Raw genomic sequence first — 21,953 nt, forward strand, 5'->3', positions numbered from 1 at the left:
GACACGCCGCTAGACGGACGAAAAAGAAGATACTGGAGTACAAAAAATGAAAAAGATCATTCTCACTGCCGCCGCCGTTCTGGCCATTTCCGGCAGCGCCTTCGCTAATGGCAGCGACCACTACGGTTCGAACGCCCCGGCAGCCACTGCCGTCGACAGCTCGTACACCGCTTCGGTCAAGAAGTCGGAACCGGCTGCTCAGACGCCTGCCCAGGGCAGCGACCGTAACCTCTTCGGCCACTAACAACCAATTCCCAGTTGACAGCGGGTTCGCCCGCCGTCCTGGCGAAATCCAGAAAATTCAGGAGACTTGAAATGAAGAAGATCATTCTTGCTACCGCCGCTGTTCTGGCCATCTCGGGTAGCGCTTTCGCCGCTAGCGACAACTATGGTTCGAACGGCGCCAACCAGCCTGCCACCACCGCCGTCGACAGCTCGTACACGGCTTCCGTCAAGAAGTCGGAGCCGGCCACGCAGGCGCCTGTCAACCATGGCAGCGACCGCAACCTGTTCGGCAACAACTAACATCCGATCAAAACCAACATCCGACAGCGATGCTGCGGGTTAACCCGCAGCATCGAATTCGAGAATACGGAGTGTCAAAAATGAAAAAGATTGTTCTTACTGCCGCCGCTCTTCTGATTGCCGCCGGCAGCGCCTATGCCCGCAACGACAACGTTGGTGGCACCGATATCAACAAGCTGGCGACCTCCAACGTCGACACCACGCCGACGTCTTCGGTGCGCGACACCGGTTCGCCGGTCTACAAGCTGCTCAATTCGTCGGGCGACGTACCGAAGTCCGCCCCTCAGGGCAGCGACCGGAATCTCTTCGGCCGCTAACAGCCGAAGCTGATCTCCAAACAAGAGCGGCGGGCAGGCCCGCCGCTCTTGTTTTTGCAACGTGCAGTCTCATCATGGAACCTCAGGCCGCCTTAGCCTCTGCTTCGTGAAGCGCGAAGGACCGCCCATCCGTGTCGAAGATATGCAGGTCTTCGGCATTGGCGCTCAGCCGCAATGTCGAGCCGCGCTTGACCTCGACATTGCCGGGCAGCTTGGTCACCAGTGGCAGATCGGCGCGGCCGATGTCGACATAGACAAGCTGGACCTCGCCGAGCTGCTCGACATAGTCGACCGTCCCTTCGAACAGATAGTCCGCACCGCTGGCAATGATCAGGTCCTCCGGCCGCACGCCAAAGCTCACCGCGGCGCCCTTTGCCGAAGCAGGGGTCGTGATCGGCACGGTTGCCTTGCGCCCGCCGACATGGCTGACGACAGTCGGGTTTCCGGTCCTTTCGATGGTCGCCGGCAGGATGTTCATGGCCGGCGAGCCGATGAACTGGGCAACGAACAGATTGCCGGGCTTCTTGTAGAGATCCATAGGCGTGCCGACCTGCTCGATATGGCCTTCCTTGAGCACAACGATGCGGTCGGCCAGCGTCATCGCCTCGACCTGGTCATGGGTGACGTAGATCATGGTCGTGGCGGGCATCGATTCCTTGAGCTTGGCGATTTCGATGCGGGTGGCGACGCGAAGTGCGGCGTCAAGGTTCGACAGCGGCTCGTCAAACAGGAACACCTTCGGATTGCGCACGATGGCGCGGCCAATGGCGACGCGCTGGCGCTGTCCGCCCGACATCGCCTTGGGCAAGCGGTCGAGATATTTCGTCAACTGCAGGATTTCCGCCGCCTGGCGTACGCGCCGGTCGATCTCGGCCTTGTTCTCCTTCCCGATCTTCATCGAGAACGCCATGTTGTCGTAGACGGTCATGTGCGGGTACAGCGCGTAGGACTGGAACACCATGGCGATGCCCCGCTTCGACGGCGGCACGTCGTTCACGACCTCGCCGGCTATTCTGAGCTCGCCGGAGGTGATTTCCTCGAGCCCGGCGATCGACCTCAGCAATGTCGACTTGCCGCAGCCCGACGGACCGACAAAGACGATAAATTCGCCCGACTTGATATCGAGGTCGATGCCGTGGAGAATGTTCAGATTGCCGTAGGACTTCTTCACTTGCCTTAGCGTGACATCGGCCATTGGTTTCCTCCAGTGATTTGAAATTCAGTCGACGCGCCCGAACCAGGCGCCGTAGCCGCCAAGCTCGATGGAACCGCTGCTTGCCTGCCCCGAAAATCCATGCCCGGGCAAAGGTTGCGGCGATCGGCTGCCAAGGTCAACCTTGGTTGGCCCGGCTCCCAGATTGAAGGCGCAGACGACCTGCTCGTTGCCTGCGCGGCGGGTGAAGGCGACGGTGTCGCCATCGCTTTCGATGAAGGTGATGTCACCCTTGACAAGTGCCGTGTGGGCTCGCCGGAAGGTGAGAAAGCGACGATAGTGCTCAAGCAGCGAATTCTCGTCGCCCTGCTGGACATTGACAGCTTGCGACAGATGCTTGGTCGGCACCGGCAGCCAGGGCTTTGCCGGGGAGAATCCGCCATTCTTGGCGCTGCCGTCCCACACCATCGGCGTTCGGCAGCCATCGCGGCCTTTGAATTCCGGCCAGAAGCGGATGCCGTAGGGGTCCTGCAAGTCCTCGAAGCGCAGCTCCGCTTCGGCGAGCCCAAGCTCTTCGCCTTGATAGATGCAGACCGAACCACGCAACGACATCAACAACGCCGAGATGACCTTGAGGTAGGCGGTCGGATCGGATTCGCCGGCCGCCCAGCGCGAGGCCGGGCGCATCACGTCGTGGTTGGAGAAGGCCCAGCACGACCAGCCGTCGCTGGCGACCTTGCCGAAGGATTCCAGCACCGAGCGGACCTTGGCCGCACTGATCTTTTCCGGCGCCAGGAAGTCGAAGGAGTAGCACATGTGCACGCGCTTGCCGCCGGCCGTGTAGGCAGCCACCACGTCCAGTCCGCGCTGCGAATCGCCGACCTCGCCGACCGCGGCTGTTGCCGGATATTCATCGAGCAGGGCGCGGAAGCGCTCGAGGAAGCCGAGGTTCTCCGGGCGGCTCTTGTCGTAGAGATGGTCCTGATAGTTGTAGGGGTTGACCGCTGGTGCGGTCTGGTCGTTGCGCTCTTCCGGCGGCAGCGGCGGATTGTTTTCCAGGCCCTGGCTGTGGAAGTAAAAATTGATGGTGTCGAGCCGAAAACCGTCGACGCCACGCTCCAGCCAGAAGCGGGTGACGTCCAGCAACGCATCCTGGACTTGGCGGCTGTGGAAGTTGAGGTCGGGCTGCTCGGCCAGGAAATTATGCAGGTAATATTGCTGGCGGCTGGTATCCCATTGCCAGGCCGAGCCGCCGAAGATCGACAGCCAGTTGTTGGGTGGCGTGCCGTCCGGCCTGGCGTCCGCCCAGACGTACCAGTCGGCCTTCGGGTTGTTGCGGCTCGACCGGCTTTCCTTGAACCACGGGTGGTTGTCGGCGGTGTGCGACAGCACTTCGTCGATCATCACCTTCAAGCCCAGCCTGTGTGCCTCGGCGGTCAGCGCGTCGAAGTCGGCCAGCGTGCCGAACATCGGATCGACGTCGCGGTAGTCGGTGACGTCATAGCCGAAATCCTTCATCGGCGATTTGAAGAACGGCGAAATCCAGATGGCGTCCGCACCGAGTGCCGCAATGTAGGGGAGGCGGCCGATGATCCCCTTGAGGTCGCCGATGCCGTCGCCGTTCGAGTCCTGGTAGCTGCGCGGGTAGATCTGGTAGATCACAGCACCGCGCCACCAGTCGCGATCGATGGCGAGGTCAGGTTTCGAGCTGGCCTTCAAAGCGGATTGCATCGTCTCAGCCTCCTTTCACCGAGCCGGCAAGCAGCCCGCGGACAAAATAGCGCTGCAGCGAGAAGAAGACGATCAGCGGCACGATTATGGTCACGAAAGCCGATGTCGTCAGAATCTCCCAGTCGCCACCGCGTGAGCCCAACAGCGCATTGAGCTTGGCGGTCAGCACGATCTGGTCTGCCTCTGTACCCAGGAAAACCATCGCCACCAGCAGATCGTTCCATACCCATAGGAACTGGAAGATGGCAAACGAAGCCAGCACTGGGAAGGACAGCGGCAAGACGATCTTGACGAAGATCTCGAAATCGCTGGCGCCGTCGATACGCGCCGATTCCATGATCTCGCGCGGCAGGCCGGCAATATAGCTGCGCAGCAGGTAGATGGCAAAGGGCAAGCCGAAGCCGGTATGCGCCAGCCAGATGCCGAGATAGGTTTTCGACGGCATGCCGAAGAAAGCGCCGACGCCGTTGTAGAGTTTCAGGAGCGGGATCAGCGACATCTGCAGCGGCACCACCAGCAGGCCGATGATGACCGCGATCAGCAGCGCCCGGCCGGGAAACCGCATCCAGGCCAGCGCATAGGCGGCAAAGGCGGCGATCAGGATCGGGATGACGGTCGCCGGGATGGTGACGGTCAGCGAATTCATGAACGACCGCCCGATGCCCTCGGAAAATAAGACTGTCTTGTAGTTCTCGGTGGTGAATTTCGGCGGCGCCGACGAGGCATAGTAGACGCGCTGGCCGCGATCGCCTTCGAATGCCTTGGGCGACTGCATGACGAAGCTGCCGTCTTCATTCAGCTGCAAGATTTCGCCATCGCCGAGATCGGCCGAAGTGCCAGCGGGATATTGCGTTGGCGCCGCCGATTTAACACCGAAGGCGCTGATGTTGCGCTTGGCACCGTCGCCGAAGATGTTGCCCTCGAGAACGAACTTGCCGTCCTTTTCGACTTGCGTCGAGGCGGCCGGCAGTCGGCCGGCTTCGGTCTGAGTGGAACTGGCGAACGAATTCCACCAGCCAGAGGCGATGATCTGGTTCTTGTCGCGCAGCGACGAGACCAGGATGCCGAGCGTCGGTATGGTCCAGATCGCGACGAAGACAAGCACGGCGATATGGACGCCGAAGCGGCTGGCGAAGGAATTTCCGGTCGCAACGGCCATCTCAATGTCCTCCCGTCTCTTTGTTCGCCTGGCGGATGTTCCAGACCATGATCGGAATGACCGCGATCATGATGATGATGGCGATGGTGGCGCCGCGGCCGAAATCGCCGCCGCCACGGAACATCCAGTCGAACATCAAATTGGCCAGGACCTGGCTGTTCCACTGGCCGTTGGTCATGGTCAGCACGATGTCGAACACTTTGAGCACCAGGATGGTGATGGTGGTCCAGACGACGGCGATGGTGCCCCATATCTGCGGCACCATGATCTTCCAGAAGATCTGGAATGGATTGGCGCCGTCTATGACGGCGGCTTCCAGCGTTTCTTCGGGAATGCCGCGCAGGGCGGAAGACAGGATCACCATGGCAAAGCCGGTCTGGATCCAGATCAGGATCACCATCAGGAAGAAATTGTTCCAGAACGGCAGCGATATCCAGACCTGCGGCTGGCCGCCGAAATGCTGGATGACGGCGTTGAGGATGCCGATCTGGGTCTGGCCCTCGCCGCGATACTCGTAGATGAATTTCCAGATTACGCTCGCGCCGACGAAGGAGATCGCCAGCGGCAGGAAGATCAGGCTCTTGGCGATAGTGCCCCACCATATCTTGTCGGTGAGCACGGCGATGATCAGCCCGAGGAAGGTGCAGGCGGCCGGCACCACCGCCAGCCAGACGATGTTGTTGAGGATCGAGTTGCGGAACTCGCGATCTCCGAAGGCCCATTCATAATTGGCCAGGCCGACGAAATTGACGCCGCCGCGATCGAGGAACGACAGCCGCAGCGTCTCGACCACCGGATAGATCAGATAGATGGTCAAGATGATCATCGCCGGACCGACGAACAGCCACGGCCGGACCAGCCCTTGCCGGCGCAGATTGTCGATAGCCGCGGCGCCAGCGACGCCACGCGAGGGAAATATCAGGTCGACCAGTTTGTTGGCGCCCCAGAAATAGGCGACGCAACCGCCGACCCCGACGATGATGACGAATATGGCCGAGAAAATCTGAGCCGCCATGGGTCCCTCCCCTGCGCATCACTAGCCAAGGCCGAACGGTCAGGGCGGTGAGATGCGCCGATTCAGTTGTTCAGAGCGCCATCGCCAGGCAAGACAGGTCTTCCTCTTTGCTGGGTCGCGCTTCATGCCGGATGTCTGTGTGCTCATGATAGTCGCCGCGGCACGGGCCGCAGGTTGGATCCGGGCCCCCAGGGTCCGGATCCAGTCAGGATCGATAGGTCAAAACGTCCAGCCGAACAATCGGCGGCTTGCCTACTTTATGGCGTCCCAGCTTTTCTGAATGTCGGTGGCGACATCCTGAGCGGACTTGCCGCCGACCAGGTCGATCATGCCGGTCCAGAAGGCGCCGGCGCCGATCTTGCCGGGCATCAGGTCGGAGCCGTCGAAGCGGAAAGTCGAGGCGTTGGCGAGGATGTCGCCCTGCTTCTTCAGCGCGTCGCTGGCATAGGCCTCCTTGTTGACCGACTTGAGCGGCGTCACGAAACCGCCTTCGGCCATCCAGATCTCATGGGCGAGCGGCATCTTCAGGAATTCGATGAAAGCGCGGGCGCTCTTGCTGTCTTTCGTGATCATCGCCAGAGTACCGGCACCGAGCACGGGCGTGCCCAGCTCAGGCTTGGAGGCATAGGGCGGGAAGTAGAAGAAGTCCGCGTCCTGGCCAATCTTGGTGCCTTCCGGGAAGAAGGTCGGGATGAACGACGCCTGGTGATGCAGGTAGCATTTCGGCGGCACCGAGAAGAGGCCCTTCGGGCTGTCGCGGAAATCGGTCGCCGCAACTGCCTTGGCACCGCCATCGACCATCTTGTCGTCGGTCGCGATCTTGCCGAAGATGTCGATGGCGCTGACCACTGCCGGGTCGTTGAACGGGATCTCGTTCTTAACCCATTTGTCGTAGACTTCCGGAGGCTGGGTGCGCAGCATCAGGTCTTCGACCCAGTCGGTCGCCGGCCAGCCGGTGGCGCCGCCGGAGCCGAGGCCGATGCACCACGGCTTGCCGCCGTCGGCGATGATCTTCTTTTCGAGATCGGCGAGCTCTTCCTGCGTCTTCGGCACCTTGTAGCCGGCTTCCTCGAAATTGTCCGGCGAGTACCAGACCAGCGATTTCACGTCGGCCTTGTAGGGGAAGGCGAAGAAGCCCGGCTTGCCGTCCTTGTCCTTGAACGTGCCGAGATCGACCCATGACTGGCCGGCGCCGTAATTGTCCTTGACCCATTTGGCGGTGTCGTCGCCGAGCGGCGTCAACAGGCCCTTCGATGCGAGATCCTGGATCAGGCCTGGCTGCGGCAGCACGGCGATGTTCGGCGGGCTGCCGGCCTGCGTGTCGATGACGATCTGCTGTTCGTAATTCTCCGAGGAGGAGTATTTGATCTCGACGCCGGTGGCTTCCGAGAAATAATCGAGAACGCCGCGCACCAGGCCTTCGTCCTCACCGCGCCACGGTCCGAAGATCGACAGCGTCTCACCCTTGAGGTCGACTTTCTTTAGCTCTTCATAGTTCGCCCAGTTGAAGCGCTTGTCCTCACCCGGCTTGAATTTCAGTTCGGCATGCGCGGGCGCGTTCAGGGCGAGCGTGGCAAACGCGGCACCCAGCAAAAGCATTTTCTTCATCGGTATTCCTCCCAGTGGATCATACACACCGGACGGAACCTCCATTCCGCCCGCCGACGCCGCAGGACTGTGACTCAGTCAGAAAGGAACCGCAACCTTTCGAAGAGTCTTCCAAAGCGCTTTGGCCTTTTTGATCTCGCCATTGAATCGTCCGGAAGTCAAGAGGCAGGTGGGCTAATCGATTTAATCTGACGCGTTTGCGGCCTGAAAAGTGCACTGCAACATGCATTTATGGCAGTGCAGCAGCAATTTTTGTTTCAAACACGACTGAACCACGCTTATGGTCCGTTGTTGAACGGCCCAACCCCGGCGGCACTTGGGTCGATTCAATTTAAAAGCGCTTTGAGGGAGATGGAGAGTTTTCGTGAACCTCAAGCAGCTTGCCCATATGCTGGCACTGTCGCAGACTACGGTAAGCCGCGCGCTGAATGGCTATCCTGAGGTCAACGAGGAAACGCGAAGGCGTGTCATGGACGCCGCCAAGCGCCACGGCTACCGCCCCAATCCCAGCGCGCGCCGGCTGGCGACCGGCAAGACCGGGATGATCGGCTATGTCCTGCCGACCGGTGCATCCGTCGACATCGATCCGCATTTCGTCGAGTTCCTGTCCGGCCTCGGCGACTATGCCCGTTCGCACGAGCTCGATCTGGTGCTGTCGCCGGCCGACGCCGACGATCAGGAGACGACCTACCGGCGCATCGTCGCCAACCGCCAGGTCGACGCTGTCTACATCTCCTCGCCGAGGCCCGCCGACCGGCGCGTGGCGCTGGTCAACACGCTCGGCATACCCTTCATCGTCCATGGCCGAAGTGAAGGCTTCGATTTCGACTATGCCTTTACCGACATCGACAACGAGGGCGCCTTCCGCGAGGCGGCCAGGCTGCTGATCCAACTCGGCCACCGGCGGCTGGCGCTTATCAATGGCGACAACCGCGAGACCTTTGCCATCCATCGCGAACGCGGCGTGCGCCGGGCGCTGGCCGCGAGCGGGCTGGAACTAGACGAACGCCATGTCTGCTCGGTGGTCATGACCGAAGAGAACGGCTATCGCGCCACCAGGCGTTTGCTGGAAGAGGGCGATGCGCCGACGGCGATCGCCTGCTCCAGCCTGATCATGGCGCTTGGCGTCGTGCGTGCGGTGCGCGACCTCGGCTTGAGCATTCCGGGCGACGTTTCGCTGATCGCCCATGACGACGTCTTCCCCTGGCTGCGGCCGGAGAATTTTTCGGTGCCGCTGTCGACGACGCGTTCATCCATCCGCCTCGCGGGCGCCCGCGTCGCCGAGCGGCTGGCGGCCCGGATTTCGGGGCTGGAAGAGGGCGCCCGCGGCGAAGTCTGGCCCGTCGACCTGGTGGTCAGGGGATCCGTCGCCGGCGCGCCTGGCTAGAGGTCGAAAAACGCAATCACTCCGCGCGACCGAGTTGGCCCCACTCCGGTCGTTCGGTCGAATTTGATGCTTTCGCAAGAGCTGCCGATGAGCTCTGACCGCTCGATGAAGGCAAGCCATTGCCTGCGACCTTCGCGAAGCACCAAAGCTACCTAATTGATCATCCGCTTTTCAATATTTCTAGTCTGGCATCGGCACTTCGAAATTTTCAGATGGCTTTAAGATGCATCCCTTGACCAATCTCACGCCATCCCTTATATGATTGAGTATCTACTCACTCAATATCGTTGGACAGAAATATGGCGCGTCCCCTCAGTGAAGAAAAGCGACAGGCGCTGCTGGATGCAGCGGCCGAGTTCGTCGCGCGCCTTGGCACGGGCGCGTCCACCGCCAAGATCGCAAAGGCTGCTGGCGTGTCCGAGGGGACGCTGTTCACTTACTTTCCAACCAAGGACGATCTGCTCAACCAGCTCTTTCTCGAGATCGAGGCCGACTTGGTAGAGACGATGCTGGCGCCATATCCGGCGGACGCCTCCGCCAAAGACCTGCTATTCGCGGTTTGGAACCGTCTGATTGACTGGGGACTGGCTCACGCCACGGCGCGCAAGGCCCTTGGCCAGTTGAAGGTGTCGGATCGCGTCACAGCGGAAAGCCGGAACCGGTGCCACGCCATGCAGCGGGATGCGCGGACGATGGTGGAGGAGTGTCTCGCCGGCCATGCGGCGCCTGACAGGATCGCCTTCTACATCGATACCATTCTTTTCGACCTGGCCGACATCAGCAGCAACGCGGTCACAGCCAAACCTCGGGAAAGTGACGCCATCCGGCAGGCCGGGTTCGACCTGTTCTGGAAGGGGTCTGCCGCCTGAATTTTTAACCTATAAATGAGTATGTAATTACTCACCTACAAGGAACGAAAATGTCTAATAGCAAGGGTTTCACCGAAGCCGACGTCCCCAAGCAGACGGGAAAAGGCTTTATCGTCACAGGCGCCAACGCGGGCGTCGGGTTCGAAATCGCGCGGGTGCTTGCCGCCAGGGGCGCGCGCGTCCTGCTTGGCTGCCGCGAGCAGACCCGGGCGCAGGATGCCATCGCGCGGATCAAGCGAATCACGCCGAACGCCGATCTCGTCTGGTTGCCGCTCGACCTCGGTGACCTGGACAGCGTTCGCACCGCAGCCGAGATCGCCGCGAAGGAGCCACGGATCGATGCGCTCATCAACAATGCCGGGATCATGAACCCGCCGCTGACGCGCACGAAGCAGGGGTTCGAATCGCAATTCGGCGTCAATCATCTCGGCGTGTTCGCGCTCACCTCGCTGCTCCTGCCTAAGCTGGCGGAGACGCCGGGAGCGCGGGTGGTCGTAACCGCGAGCGTCGCGCATCTGAAGGCCAAGATCGACTGGGACGACCTCAATGCCGACAAGAGCTACATCAAGGCCGATCGCTACGGCGCCAGCAAGCTGGCGAACGCACTGTTCTTCTTCGAACTGGATCGTCGCCTGCGCGCCGCGAAGTCGCCCGTCACGGCAATCGGCGTTCACCCTGGCATCGCCAGCACAAGTCTTGGCCGTCACATGGGGATTGTCCAGTTCGCGGGCCCGATCGTCGGCCTGTTGCTCAACAGCGCCGACAAGGGCGCCTGGCCGGCGCTTCTGGCCGCGACCGGCAAGGTGAAGCCGGGAGGCTATTACGGTCCCACCGGCTTTGGCGGAACCCGCGGTGCAGCCGGCGAAGCAAAGCGCGCGCCCCATGCCGAAGATCCAGCGCCCGCGAAGCGACTCTGGGACGTCTCGATCGCCATGACCGGCATCGACCCAGGCTTGCCGGCCGCCTGATCTCATCACGACGTGGCAAGAGCGGTTTATCGACCCACGCTGGCGCCCGAGACTGCTTTCGTGTGGAAACGCCGAAAAGGCAGACCTTCGGCTTTCCACCCAATCTCGGCCGTTGGGGCAACCATCTGATTGAGTTTCGACATGCATAAAGCAGAAGCTTCTAAGCGTTAGACCTATTCCTTCGCGGCCGCCGCCCTGATGTCCAGCAGCCCGTAGCCGAAATCATTGTCGCGCCCCTTGGGGCCGAGATCTCTTGCCGTAGCCCCGAGCGCCTTTTCGATGTCGTCGGGCGAGCGATCGGGCGCGGCGTGGATGAGATTGGCGATGGCGCCGCTGACGATCGCCGCCGCGAACGAGGTGCCGGTGACCACATCCGAGCCGGCGCCGCTCGGCGCCACCATCTCGACGCCAGGCGCCGAGATGAAGACATAGGCGCCGCGATTGGCCTGCGGCATCAGCCCGTCCTTGGCGTCGGTGGCGGTCACCGCGATGACGCCGTCGAAAGCGGCCGGATAGCCATAGGGCGCCTTCGGACCATTATTGCCGGCGGCGGCGACCAGCACCATGCCGAGCGCCCGGGCATTGCGGCAGGCGACGCCGAGCAGGTCGTTCTTCGGCCCGACGAAGCTCATGTTGATGATGCGCACGTCCTGGTCCGCCGCCCAGTCGAGCGCCGCAAGGATCACATCCATGGTCGACTTGCCGCCCTCGAAGGCGCGGGCATGGTAGATCCTGGCACCCGGCGCCATGCCCTCCAGCGCGCCGACACCGGCGATCAGGCCGTCGACCGACGTGCCGTGGTCGCGCTTTTCGATCGGCACGCCCGGCATGGCGTCGAACTGTTCGGCAATGACGCCAGCCAGCGCCGGATTGGTGTCGTCGATGCCGGTGTCGATCACCGCGATGCGGACGTTTTCGCCGCTGGCCTGCTTGGAATCGAGCGCGATGCGCTCGAAGGCATAGTTGACGATGCTGGCGGCCTGTTGCAACGAATAGACATGGTTGGGCTCGCGCCGCTGGGTGCGGCCGTCGGCGGCCAGTTGCGCCAGCACGACGCCGACGGGCCGGCCGTCGGGAATCCCAAAACGCACCAGCGTGGTGCCAAGCAGCCGCGACTGGCGCTGCGAGCGCACCTGGAGGCCGAAGGAAGCGGCGATCTGCTGCACGGCCCCGGCATCGCCGTCGACCGTCACCAGCACCTCGTCCGGCACGAAATCGCCGACCACCGCGCGCGGCGGCTGAACGGCGACGAGATCGGTCGGAGAGACGATCGGGCCGCCAGGCGGAGGGCTGGCCTGACTACCGGCGGGAGGTGTCGCCGAAGCCGGCCGCGGCGTCGGCATCGGTGCCGGGGGCGCCACCGGGTTGGGAAACAGGTCTACGATCAGAGCTGGCAAGAACACCGCGCCGGCCTGCGCTGCGTCCGTCGCGCTCTTCGCGTCACCCTTGGCGCAGTCGGCTCCTGCCGCATTGGCCCCGTTGCGGCAGTCGATTTTCGTGGGGTCAGGCTTCGCGCTGGTCTGCGCCGACGCAGGCACGGCGGCGATTGTCACCGCCGACGCAAGCATGGCCGCAAATCGAATGACCGCCTCAGCCGCCATCAACCGGCTTCCTTCCCTCGATCAAAGTCTGCGTGAAAGGCTGGGCGGCAATAAGGCCGATTTGCCTTGTGTAATCGGCAGCGGTCGTCGCGGGAATGCCAAGCCGGAAGACGCCGTCGGCGGTCGGCCCGCCGATAATCTTCAGCCCGTTGCTGCCGAGAAAGCCAGAAATATCCGACATCTTCGCATCCGGCTTGAACTTGACCAGGGCGAACGGCATTTTCGCCAGATCGTCTTGCGCGCCGGCTATCTCGAAATCACTGCCCTTGCCGCCGGGCTCGACAAATGACTGCACCATGACCAGGGCCAGCAGAACCGCGGCCGCGGCCCAGGCGACGCCGACCGGCACCGCCATGAAGCGGCCCCAGGCCTGCGCCAGCCAGGACGATCCTGCCGGCGCTCGCGCCGGTCCGGCCTCGGCATCGAGCGCCCTGGCGAAGCGGCTTAGCGCATCGGCCGGCGGACGGATCGCTTCATTGGCAGCCGCAGTGCCGGAGAATTCGGCTTCCGCCTCGCCAAGGGCGGCAAGTGCCGCCGGATCGCTAGCCAGCCATTCCTCGACGGCTTCCAGGTCCGAGCCCTCCAGCGAGCCGTTCAGGTAGAACGGCAGCAGCATTTCCATTTCGTCGCGGCGCGACATTTTTTCAGCGGCGCTCATGGCCACCCCCTGTCGTAACCGGCGGCCTTGAGGGCCTCACCGAGTTTCTTGCGGGCGTAAAACATGCGGGTCTTGACGGTCGCGACCGGAATGTCGAGCACCTCGCCGATCTCGCTCACCGACTGTCCGTGATAATAGGCAAGATCGATCACAACGCGATGCTCTTCCGGCAAGGCGTCGACGAAGCGCCGCAAGGCGGCAGCCTTGTCTTCCTTCATGGTGACGACTTCCGGCGTGTCGGCACTGTCGGGCACCGCGGCGGCGGCCTCGTCGTCGATCCAGTCTTCCTTCTTCTTGCGCAGCAAGGACAGCGCCTTGAAACGGGCGATGCCGAGCAGCCATGTCGAGACTTCGGAGCGCCCTTCGAAGCCCGGCGCCTGGCGCCAGAGCTCGAGGAACACTTCGTTGGCGATATCGTCAGCCATCATTTCCGATCCCGTCTGGCGCGCCACGAAGCGGTAGACCCGCGCGTGGTGACGCATGAACAGGAGCCGCACGGCGGCACGGTCGCCCTTCGCGACCCGGTCGACAAGCGCGCGATCGGTCTCCGTCGATGCCGTCATGGCCGGTCGAGCCGCCTGGCTCCTGTCTGCTCTGTCGCTGATCGATCCAAAAAGGTTCATCCTCCGCCAAGGAATTTCGGAGGCTAGCCGAAGAGCGAGGCGGTTGCCAGAGCATCCCTTCTGCCCGTCATTTACCGGGGAGGTGAGACGTGATCCGCGCAGCGGACGAAAAGCCAATTGCTTGGCTTTTGGAACGACGAATGCCGGCAGGTGGGAGGGGGGCGCCGACGTCGCGTCCACATCACCCCAAAAACGATTTCGCCTTCATCGTCGCCGGAACTGGCACGCCGAGACGGCTTAAGATTGTCGGCGCCAGCTGCAGCTGGTCGAGCAATGTGTCGGCCTGCGGTCCCTTGCCGGCTCCAAAATAATACAACGCGAAATCCTGCATCTCGTCGCCATGGCCACCATGATGGCCGCGGTCGGTCTGGCCGTGATCGGCGGTGACCATGACCTCGTAGCCGGCTTCGATCCAGCGCGGCAAGAAGGCAGCCAGCATACCGTCCATCGCATAGACGGCGTGGTCCATCTCGTGGCAGTCATGGCCGAAGCGGTGCCCCATCGAATCCAGCGTGCAGGTGTGCAGGATGCCGTAGTCGATGCCGTGGCGCCTGATCAGCATGGTCAGCGTCGCGAACAGGTCGATGTCGCTCGGCGTCATCTGGTTGCAGCCATTGTAGCCGGTCATGGTGTGGAAGCGGCCATGCGTGATCGGCCCGCCCGGCTCGTCGAATTCCATGTCCTCGACCAGGTCGAAGGGGTAGGCGCGGAAGAATTCCGACCAGTAGGAATGCGTGACGGCACCCGTCTTGCCGCCGGCCTTGCTGACTTCGGAGAAGATGTCGGGCTGCGCGACGCGAAACCGGTTCTCGTTGGACAAGATGCCGTGCACCTGGGGCGAAACTCCGGTATGGATCGAGGCATAGCAGCAGGCCGAGGTCGACGGCAGCACGGAACGCATCTTCCAGACCCGCGCCTCGCCCGATTGCACCCAGCCTTCGAGATTGCCCATCAGCCGGCGCCAGTTCCTGTAGGGCACGCCGTCGAGGATGATCAGCAACAGTTTTGTCGCGAGCGCCATGGGCGACTCCGGAAGGCTTTGTCGTTGAAGGATGTTTCGCGGCTTATGCCACGAATTCCCTAGTTCCCCCCACTGGCCATGCGCCGTCCCTTGATCGCCTTTTCCAGCCAGCCGATCTCCATCTCGGGAACCGAGGAAAGCAGCAGGTCGGTATAGGCGTCGAAAGGCGGCGCCAGCACCTTGCTCTTCGGGCCGTAGCGCACCACCTCGCCGCGGTACATCACCGCGATCGAATCGGCGATCGACTTCACCGTGGCCAGGTCATGGGTGATGAAGAGATAGGCGACATTCTCCTCCTTCTGCAGCTCGAGCAGCAGTTCGAGGATGCCGTGTGCCACCAGCGGATCGAGTGCCGAGGTCACCTCGTCGCAGATGATCAGCTTCGGCTTGGCGGCAAGTGAGCGGGCGATGCAGACGCGCTGTTTCTGGCCGCCGGAAAGCTCGGCCGGATAACGGTCGGAGAAGCCTTTGCCCATCTCGATCTTGTCGAGCAGTTCGGCGACGCGTCTGTCGCGCTCGCGGCCGCGTATGCCGAAATAGAATTCGAGCGGCCGGCCGATGATGGTGCCGACGGTCTGACGCGGGTTCATCGCCACGTCGGCCATCTGATAGATCATCTGCAATTGCCGCAGGTCCTCCTTCGGCCGGTCGGCCAGCCGGTTTGCCAGCGGACGCCCGTCGAAGGTGACGGTCCCTTCTTCGGGTGGCAAGAGCCCGGTGATGGCGCGCGCCAGCGTCGACTTGCCGGAACCCGACTCGCCGACGACGGCAAGCGTCTGGCCCGGATAGATGTCGACCGAGACGTTCTTCAGCACCTTGATATGGCTGCGGCCATAGGCGGCGGTGACGTTCTTCACCGACAGGAACGGCGTCGTGCCGGGCTTCTGTTCGGCGTGTTCGATCTCATGCACCGACACCAGCGCGTTGGTGTACTCCTGGCGCGGCTCCTTGATGATCTGCCTTGTACCGCCCCATTCGACCAGTCGGCCATGGCGCAACACCATGATCTCGTCGGAGACCTGGGCGACGACGGCAAGGTCGTGCGTGATGTAGAGTGCCGCCACATGGGTGTCGCGAATGGCGTCCTTTATCGCCGCCAGGACGTCGATCTGCGTCGTCACGTCGAGCGCCGTGGTCGGCTCGTCGAAGACGATCAGATCCGGCTCGGAGCAGAGCGCCATCGCCGTCATCACGCGCTGCAGCTGGCCGCCCGAGACCTGGTGGGGAAAGCGTTCGCCGATGGTTTCGGGGTTCGGCAGGCTGAGCTTCCTGAACAGCGCGACGGCGCGCTTTTCGGCCTCGGCGCGCGTCGCCGTGCCGTGCAGCAGCGTGGCTTCCACCACCTGGTCCATCAGCCTGTGCGCCGGGTTGAAGGCGGCCGCCGCTGACTGCGCGACATAGCAGACCTCGCGGCCGCGCAGCTTGCGAAAACCGTCCTTGCCGCCCTTGAGGATGTCGCGGCCGTTCAGGATGACCTCGCCGCCGGTGATGCGCACACCACCGCGCCCATAGCCCATCGACGACAGGCCGATCGTCGACTTGCCGGCGCCGGATTCGCCGATCAGGCCAAGCACCTTGCCCTTCTCGAGCGTCAACGAGACATCGTGCACCAGCACGATATTCTTCGGCGGTTCGCCGGGTGGGAAGACGGTCGCCTCGATGCGCAGATTGCGGATGTCGAGCAGCACGCCGGGTTTCGCTTTGCTCTCTGCCATCACCCGCGTCCTCCCTTCAGGCTTGTCGTCCGGTTGAGCACCCAGTCCGCAACCAGGTTGACCGAAATCGCCAGCATGGCGATCGCTGCCGCCGGGATCAGCGCTGCCCCGATGCCGAAGACGATGCCGTCCTTGTTTTCCTTGACCATGCCGCCCCAGTCGGCGTCAGGCGGTTGCACGCCAAGGCCGAGAAAGGACAGCGTCGACAGGAACAGCACCGCATAGATGAAGCGCAGGCCGAGTTCCGAAACCAGCGGCGACAGTGCGTTGGGCAGGATCTCGCGGAAGATGATCCAGGCACTGCCTTCGCCGCGCAGCTTCGCCGCCTCGACATAGTCCATGACGTTGATGTCGACGGCGACCGCGCGCGACAGGCGATAGACGCGGGTCGAGTCGAGAATGCCCATGACCAGGATAAGTGTCACCAGGTTGGTCGGCAGCACGGATAGCACGACAAGGCCCATGATCAGCGTCGGGATCGACATCAAGAGATCGACAAGGCGCGACAGGAGCGTATCGAACCAGCCGCCGAACACCGCCGCCGAGAAGCCAAGGATGGCGCCGAGCGAGAACGACAGCGCGGTGGCGAGCACTGCGATGAACAGCGTGATGCGGGCGCCGTAGATCATTCGTGACAGCAGATCGCGGCCGAGATTGTCGGTGCCCAGCCAATGCGCCGCCGACATAGGCTCCCAGACATCGCCGACGATCTCGCCATTGTCATGCGGTGAGATCCAGGGCGCGAAGATAGCCGCCAGAACGAACAGTGCGGTCAGTATTATGCCGACCAGCGCGGGAATGGGGATGCGTTTGATATCGAGCATGCCCGCCCCTATTTCGGATGTCGGAGACGCGGATTGGCGACGATCGCCGCTATGTCCGCAATGATGTTCAGGCTTATGTAGACAGCGGCGAAGATCAGGCCGACCGCCTGCACCACCGGTACGTCGCGTTTGGTGACGTGATCGACGAGATATTGCCCCATGCCCGGATAGACGAAGATCACCTCGACAACGACGACGCCGACGATCAGGTAGGCGAGGTTGAGCATGACGACGTTGATGATCGGCGCGATCGCGTTGGGGAACGCATGCTTGCGGATGACATTGAAGGCCGACAGGCCCTTCAGTTCCGCCGTTTCGACATAGGCCGACTGCATGACATTGAGGATCGCCGCGCGCGTCATACGCATCATGTGGGCGAGCACGACCAGCGTCAACGCCGTCGCCGGCAGCGTGATCGCCTGCATCCGTTCCCCGAAAGGCATGCCGTCATAGACGGTCGAGATGCCGGGGAAGATCTGCCACTTCACCGCGAAGAAGTAGACGAGCACATAGCCGATGAAGAATTCAGGGAAGGAGGTCGAGGCGAGCGCCAATCCGGAGATCAGCTTGTCGACCCAGCCATTGCGGTAGCGGACCGCGATAAGGCCGAGGATGATCGCCAGCGGCACGGCGACAATCGCCGCCCAGAAGGCTAGGAACAGCGTGTTCCAAAGCCGGCCCTTGATCGATGTCGCGATGTCCTGGCCGCTCGACATGGCCGTACCCAGGTCGCCTGTCACCACTCCGCCGAGCCAGTGGAAATACCTGATATAGGCCGGCTCGTTCAGCCCGAGTTGCTCACGCAGATTGGCGAGTGACTCCGGAGTTGCCGACTGCCCGAGAATGGCTTGCGCGACATCGCCGGGCAGAATCTGTGTGCCGGCGAAGATCAGGACCGAAACGGCCAACAAGAGGAGGACGCCCAGCGCGATGCGCTGGGCGATGAGCCTTACGATCGGCGACATGCAGGCGGGACCAGGTTACGCCTTGAGCCAACACTTTTGAAGAGCGTAGCCTCCGGACATCGCATAGTTGCCGTCCTCGACCCAGCCATCCACTTTCGGTCCGATCGCATCAATAAAGTCATTGAACATCGGTGTGATGGTACCGCCTTCGTCGCGCACGATCTGGCCCATGTCGGCGTAGATCTTCGTGCGCTTGTCCTTGTCAAGTTCGGCCCTCGCTGCAAACAGCATCTTGTCGAAGGTCTCGTTGAAGAAGCGCGTATCGTTCCAGTCGGCCTTCGAATAGTAGGCCGTGGAATACATCTGGTCCTGGGTGGGTCGGCCCTCCCAATACGAAGCAGAGAAAGGCTGCTTATTCCAGACTTCCGACCAGTAGCCGTCACCAGGCTCGCGCTTTACCTCGATAGTGATGCCGGCCTTGGCGGCGCTCTGCTGGTAGAGCTGGGTAGCGTCGACAGCGCCGGGGAAGGCGACGTCGGAAGTGCGCAGCAGGACCGAGCCGGAATGGCCTGATTTCTTGTAGTGGAAGGCCGCCTTGTCCGGATCGTACTTGCGCTGCTCCATGTCGGTGAAGAGCGGGTAGGCCTTGTTGATCGGCGTGTCGTTGCCGACAGAGCCGTATCCCATCAGGATCTTTTGCACCATCTCCTCGCGGTCGATGGCGTATTTCAGCGCCAACCGCAGGTCATTGTTGTCGAACGGCGCGGTGTTGCAGTGGGCGATGAATACGTAATGACCTCTTCCCGACACGTTTTTGATGGTGACGCCGGGAACGCGTTTGATCAACTCGACAATCTTCGGCTCGACGCGGTTGATTATGTCAACCTGGCCACCCTGGAGCGCCGAGACACGGGCCGTTGCGTCATTGATCACGATGACCTCGATCTGGTCGGCGAAGCCGCGGTCGTCGCGCCAGTAGCCGGCAAACTTCTCGCCGCCCAGCCGCACGCCGGCCTCGTTGACGGTGACCTTGTAGGGGCCGGTGCCGATGCCTTCGGTCGGGTTGTCCTTGCCGCCGTTCGGCTGCACCAGCAGGTGGTAGTCATCCATCAGGTAGGGCAGGTCCGCGTTAGCTTCCTTTAGGCTGATAACGACATTCTGCCCGTCGGCTTTGACGGTATCGATCGCTCCCATAAGCCCGAGCGCACCGGATTTTGAATCCTTGTTGGAGTGCCGATCCATAGTAGCTACCACGTCGGCCGGGGTCATCTCCTTGCCATTGTGGAACTGCACGCCCTTGCGGATCTTGAAAGTCCAGACCTTGGCGTCGTCGGAAGCGCCCCACTCTTCGGCCAGACAGGGAGCGACCTCACCCGTCGGAGTCAACTGCACCAATTGCTCGCCCCATTGGCGGTTAAACGTGAAAGGAACCTGGCTTGCGGCTAACGCTGGATCGAGCGTGTCGGTGGACGCGCCACCCTGCATGCCTGCCTTCAGCGTGCCACCCTTGACGGGGCCCGCCGCGCGCGCCGAACTTGAAAGCAGCGAGTTGGCGAAGGGCGCGGTGACGCCAAGCGCTGCCGCCCGGCCGAGAAAATCACGACGGCTCAGTTTGCCCGACGCAACGCGCCGGCTAAGGTATTCCAGTTCATTCGACATTTTGAGTTCCTCACTCTGTTGGTTCGACTCTGCGGTCGTTTTTCTTGTTTCTTGTGAGGAGAATAATGACCGCAAGGGAAAGCGGTAAGCAAGACCGAATGCGACATGCCGTGGCGTAAATCGTACGTCGCAATTGGATCAACGAACTCGGCGTTCAAACAAGCGCGCGCGGTATCTTCTCGTCGAAATTGCGCTCGAAAACGAGCTTTTCGCCCTCATAGGCCTCGATTCTGGCGTTGATGATGAAGTTTTGCGCGTCCGATCGCAATTCGGCAGACGTTTCGGTGCGCACGGACCATTCATTTCGCGACAGGGTCTGCGTCCAATGCGTTTTCCCCGAGGCCGACAGCGGATCGTCGGGATGGATCGTCCAGGTCTCGCGGGCGATGCTGCCATTGGCAAGGCCGTGATCGAGATCGCGCACCCCGCCGAAATCATCAACGATGGAAAGGGTGACAATTCCGGTCTTCTCGTCGCGATCGACGTGGCGCTCGGAATTGGTGGCGCGGATCGTTTCTGTCTCCCAGGGGGAGGCGCCTTCCGGCTCGGCGAACGTCACTTCATCGCCCGTCGCCAGCGGCCGCAGCGGCAGGGACAACGTCGCGGTCGACAAGGAGAGTTGGGCCGGCTCCGGCGACGGCCAGATCATCGGCCAATAGGCGTTCGAAACGGCAACACGCAGGCGGTGGCCGGCCGGCACGCGGTAGGCGCATTGATCGAGCACGACGCGCGCCGACACCGTTTCACCCGGCACCAGCGCTTCCGGGAATTCGTGCGAATTGCGATGCGTCAGGTTGAGTACGCCATAAGAGATCAGTTCGGAGGCACCGTCGGGATGCACGTCGCAAAGCCGGACCGCGACGTTGGCCTGGCGCCAGTCGGACGCCACCCGGATCAGGACTTCCGGCGCGCCGACAATGTCGATCGCTTCGGTGAGCAACGGCTGGTCGAAGCACACAGACAGCGCATCGTCGGGGCGCTGGTCGCCCGGTAGTTCCGGGCCGAAGGTGAACGGAAAATACTCGCCGCCGGCCAGGCCGCAGCTTTGCGGCGAGGCGACGATCGCGGGGTTGCCGCCCTCGGCGATAAGCTCGATCGATTGCGTCTTGATGTTGGACGACGGCCATCGCTGTTCCGCAATCCAACGGCCCGGCCGCTCGGGATGCCAGCGTGCCGGACGCACGCTGTCCATGACATAGGCGCGGTAGGCGGGATCGGCCTCGACGCCTGTGTCGATATCCTTCAGCCAGCGGTCCCACCAGCGCAACGCCTCCTGCAGGAAGCCGATGGCGGGCTTGGGCCCGGCGTAGTGCGGGTATTTGTGGATCCACGGCCCGATGATGCCCTTGACCGGCGCTTCGATGTTGCTGGCCAGATGCGAAACCGTGTTGCGGTAGCCGTCATGCCAGCCGCCGATCGACAGCACCGCGGCCTTGACGGTGGAAAAGTCCTCGCAGATCGAGCCGCGCTTCCAGTAGGCGTCGCGGTGCTGGTGTCTCAGCCACAGCGGCGCCAGGAAGGGCTGGTTCTCCAGCCGGGTCAGCCACAGATCCCGCCACCTGTTGTCGCCGGCCAGCAGCGGATCCGGCGGCCGTGATGAATAGGAGAGCATGGTCGAAGCCCAGCCGAAATTCTCGATCAAAAGGCAGCCGCCCTTGTAATGGATGTCGTCGGCATAGCGATCGACGGTCGAGCACAGGCTGATCACCGCCTTCAGTGCCGGCGGCTGCTTGGCCGCGACCTGCAGGCAGTTGAAGCCGCCCCAGGAAATGCCCATCATGCCGACATTGCCGTTGCACCAGGGTTGGCTTGCAGCCCAGGCGATGACGTCGCATGCATCCTGCAATTCCTGCTCGGAATACTCGTCGTCCATCAGCCCTTCGGAATCGCCATTGCCACGCATGTCGACGCGGATCGAGGCATAGCCGTGGCCGGCGAAATAGGGATGCGTCAGCTGATCGCGAAAGATGGTGCCGTCGCGCTTGCGGTAGGGCAGGTGCTCGAGAATCGCCGGCACCGGATCGTCGCCGGCATCTTCCGGCATCCACACCCGCGCCGACAGCCGGCAGCCATCCGGCATGACGATGGCCATGTCCGGGAATTCGACGACCTTGCGGGGAAATTCGGTGACGGTTTTCATGGCTACATAACGCCCCGCGACCCGGCGACTTTCAATCGCCATTCGCGACTGGAGCAGCGAAAAATGCGACCTGTG

The 21,953-nt window shown here is 62.4% G+C and carries 20 protein-coding genes; 6 read left to right on the forward strand and 14 right to left on the reverse strand.

Annotated features, from left to right (window positions below; translation table 11 throughout):
* Nucleotides 1–46 precede the first annotated feature (46 nt).
* The 3 genes from NKJ89_RS14155 to NKJ89_RS14165 all read left to right on the forward strand — a co-directional run bounded on the left by NKJ89_RS14155 (nt 47) and on the right by NKJ89_RS14165 (nt 842).
* Entirely contained in the window at nt 47–244 is a 198-nt protein-coding gene (locus NKJ89_RS14155) for a DUF680 domain-containing protein (RefSeq protein WP_023761191.1), read from the forward strand.
* A gap of 71 nt (nt 245–315) precedes the next feature.
* Nucleotides 316–525, forward strand: a complete 210-nt coding sequence (locus NKJ89_RS14160) for a DUF680 domain-containing protein (RefSeq protein WP_023761192.1) — start codon at nt 316–318, stop codon at nt 523–525.
* Nucleotides 526–605: 80 nt separating this feature from the next.
* Nucleotides 606–842, forward strand: coding sequence for a DUF680 domain-containing protein (locus NKJ89_RS14165; protein ID WP_352603220.1), 237 nt, complete (start codon nt 606–608; stop codon nt 840–842).
* A gap of 82 nt (nt 843–924) precedes the next feature.
* Here NKJ89_RS14165 and NKJ89_RS14170 read toward each other — a convergent pair whose 3' ends face one another.
* The 5 genes from NKJ89_RS14170 to NKJ89_RS14190 all read right to left on the reverse strand — a co-directional run bounded on the left by NKJ89_RS14170 (nt 925) and on the right by NKJ89_RS14190 (nt 7,508).
* A complete protein-coding gene (locus tag NKJ89_RS14170) occupies nt 925–2,037 on the reverse strand; it encodes an ABC transporter ATP-binding protein (RefSeq protein WP_352603222.1) in 1,113 nt (370 codons plus the stop codon).
* Between the two features lie 24 nt (nt 2,038–2,061).
* Complete coding sequence (gene bglA / locus NKJ89_RS14175) at nt 2,062–3,726, reverse strand: beta-galactosidase BglA (RefSeq protein ID WP_352603224.1); 1,665 nt, start codon at nt 3,724–3,726, stop codon at nt 2,062–2,064.
* A gap of 4 nt (nt 3,727–3,730) precedes the next feature.
* Nucleotides 3,731–4,885 (reverse strand): carbohydrate ABC transporter permease, encoded by a 1,155-nt coding sequence (locus NKJ89_RS14180; protein WP_352603226.1) that lies wholly within the window; start codon nt 4,883–4,885, stop codon nt 3,731–3,733.
* Nucleotide 4,886: 1 nt separating this feature from the next.
* Nucleotides 4,887–5,900, reverse strand: a complete 1,014-nt coding sequence (locus NKJ89_RS14185) for a carbohydrate ABC transporter permease (RefSeq protein WP_023761197.1) — start codon at nt 5,898–5,900, stop codon at nt 4,887–4,889.
* 252 nt (nt 5,901–6,152) lie between these two features.
* Nucleotides 6,153–7,508, reverse strand: coding sequence for an ABC transporter substrate-binding protein (locus NKJ89_RS14190; RefSeq protein WP_352603228.1), 1,356 nt, complete (start codon nt 7,506–7,508; stop codon nt 6,153–6,155).
* Between the two features lie 364 nt (nt 7,509–7,872).
* On the opposite strand from NKJ89_RS14190, the gene NKJ89_RS14195 reads away from it, so the two are divergent.
* The 3 genes from NKJ89_RS14195 (at nt 7,873) to NKJ89_RS14205 (ending at nt 10,732) form a co-directional block, all read left to right on the forward strand.
* Complete coding sequence (locus NKJ89_RS14195) at nt 7,873–8,895, forward strand: LacI family DNA-binding transcriptional regulator (protein WP_023761199.1); 1,023 nt, start codon at nt 7,873–7,875, stop codon at nt 8,893–8,895.
* A 299-nt stretch (nt 8,896–9,194) separates the two neighbouring features.
* Nucleotides 9,195–9,764: a TetR/AcrR family transcriptional regulator gene (locus NKJ89_RS14200; RefSeq protein ID WP_352603230.1), complete on the forward strand. Its 570-nt coding sequence runs from the start codon at nt 9,195–9,197 to the stop codon at nt 9,762–9,764.
* Between the two features lie 50 nt (nt 9,765–9,814).
* Nucleotides 9,815–10,732, forward strand: a complete 918-nt coding sequence (locus NKJ89_RS14205) for an oxidoreductase (RefSeq protein ID WP_352603232.1) — start codon at nt 9,815–9,817, stop codon at nt 10,730–10,732.
* Nucleotides 10,733–10,905: 173 nt separating this feature from the next.
* Here the strand turns inward: NKJ89_RS14205 and NKJ89_RS14210 are convergent, their stop codons facing one another.
* The 9 genes from NKJ89_RS14210 to NKJ89_RS14250 form a co-directional block, all read right to left on the reverse strand.
* Nucleotides 10,906–12,333: a S8 family serine peptidase gene (locus NKJ89_RS14210; protein ID WP_352603234.1), complete on the reverse strand. Its 1,428-nt coding sequence runs from the start codon at nt 12,331–12,333 to the stop codon at nt 10,906–10,908.
* On the reverse strand, nt 12,323–12,991 hold the full coding sequence (locus tag NKJ89_RS14215; RefSeq protein ID WP_352603236.1) for an anti-sigma factor: 669 nt from the start codon (nt 12,989–12,991) through the stop codon (nt 12,323–12,325). The genes NKJ89_RS14210 and NKJ89_RS14215 overlap by 11 nt, the downstream gene beginning before the upstream one ends.
* Entirely contained in the window at nt 12,988–13,554 is a 567-nt protein-coding gene (locus NKJ89_RS14220; protein WP_352603238.1) for a sigma-70 family RNA polymerase sigma factor, read from the reverse strand. Before NKJ89_RS14220 ends, NKJ89_RS14215 begins: the two co-directional genes overlap by 4 nt.
* A gap of 241 nt (nt 13,555–13,795) precedes the next feature.
* The gene (locus NKJ89_RS14225; protein WP_352603240.1) at nt 13,796–14,635 is read right to left on the reverse strand and encodes an alkaline phosphatase family protein; all 840 of its coding nucleotides are present in this window, start codon (nt 14,633–14,635) and stop codon (nt 13,796–13,798) included.
* A 59-nt stretch (nt 14,636–14,694) separates the two neighbouring features.
* Nucleotides 14,695–16,350, reverse strand: a complete 1,656-nt coding sequence (locus tag NKJ89_RS14230; RefSeq protein ID WP_352603242.1) for an ABC transporter ATP-binding protein — start codon at nt 16,348–16,350, stop codon at nt 14,695–14,697.
* Entirely contained in the window at nt 16,350–17,174 is an 825-nt protein-coding gene (locus tag NKJ89_RS14235; RefSeq protein ID WP_352487669.1) for an ABC transporter permease, read from the reverse strand. Before NKJ89_RS14235 ends, NKJ89_RS14230 begins: the two co-directional genes overlap by 1 nt.
* Nucleotides 17,175–17,182: 8 nt before the next feature.
* The gene (locus NKJ89_RS14240; RefSeq protein ID WP_352603244.1) at nt 17,183–18,139 is read right to left on the reverse strand and encodes an ABC transporter permease; all 957 of its coding nucleotides are present in this window, start codon (nt 18,137–18,139) and stop codon (nt 17,183–17,185) included.
* A 15-nt stretch (nt 18,140–18,154) separates the two neighbouring features.
* Complete coding sequence (locus tag NKJ89_RS14245; protein ID WP_352603246.1) at nt 18,155–19,738, reverse strand: ABC transporter substrate-binding protein; 1,584 nt, start codon at nt 19,736–19,738, stop codon at nt 18,155–18,157.
* Between the two features lie 154 nt (nt 19,739–19,892).
* Nucleotides 19,893–21,878 (reverse strand): CocE/NonD family hydrolase, encoded by a 1,986-nt coding sequence (locus NKJ89_RS14250; RefSeq protein WP_352603248.1) that lies wholly within the window; start codon nt 21,876–21,878, stop codon nt 19,893–19,895.
* Nucleotides 21,879–21,953: the final 75 nt, after the last annotated feature.

This window comes from Mesorhizobium sp. M0047, assembly GCF_040323315.1.
GTDB lineage: Bacteria > Pseudomonadota > Alphaproteobacteria > Rhizobiales > Rhizobiaceae > Mesorhizobium.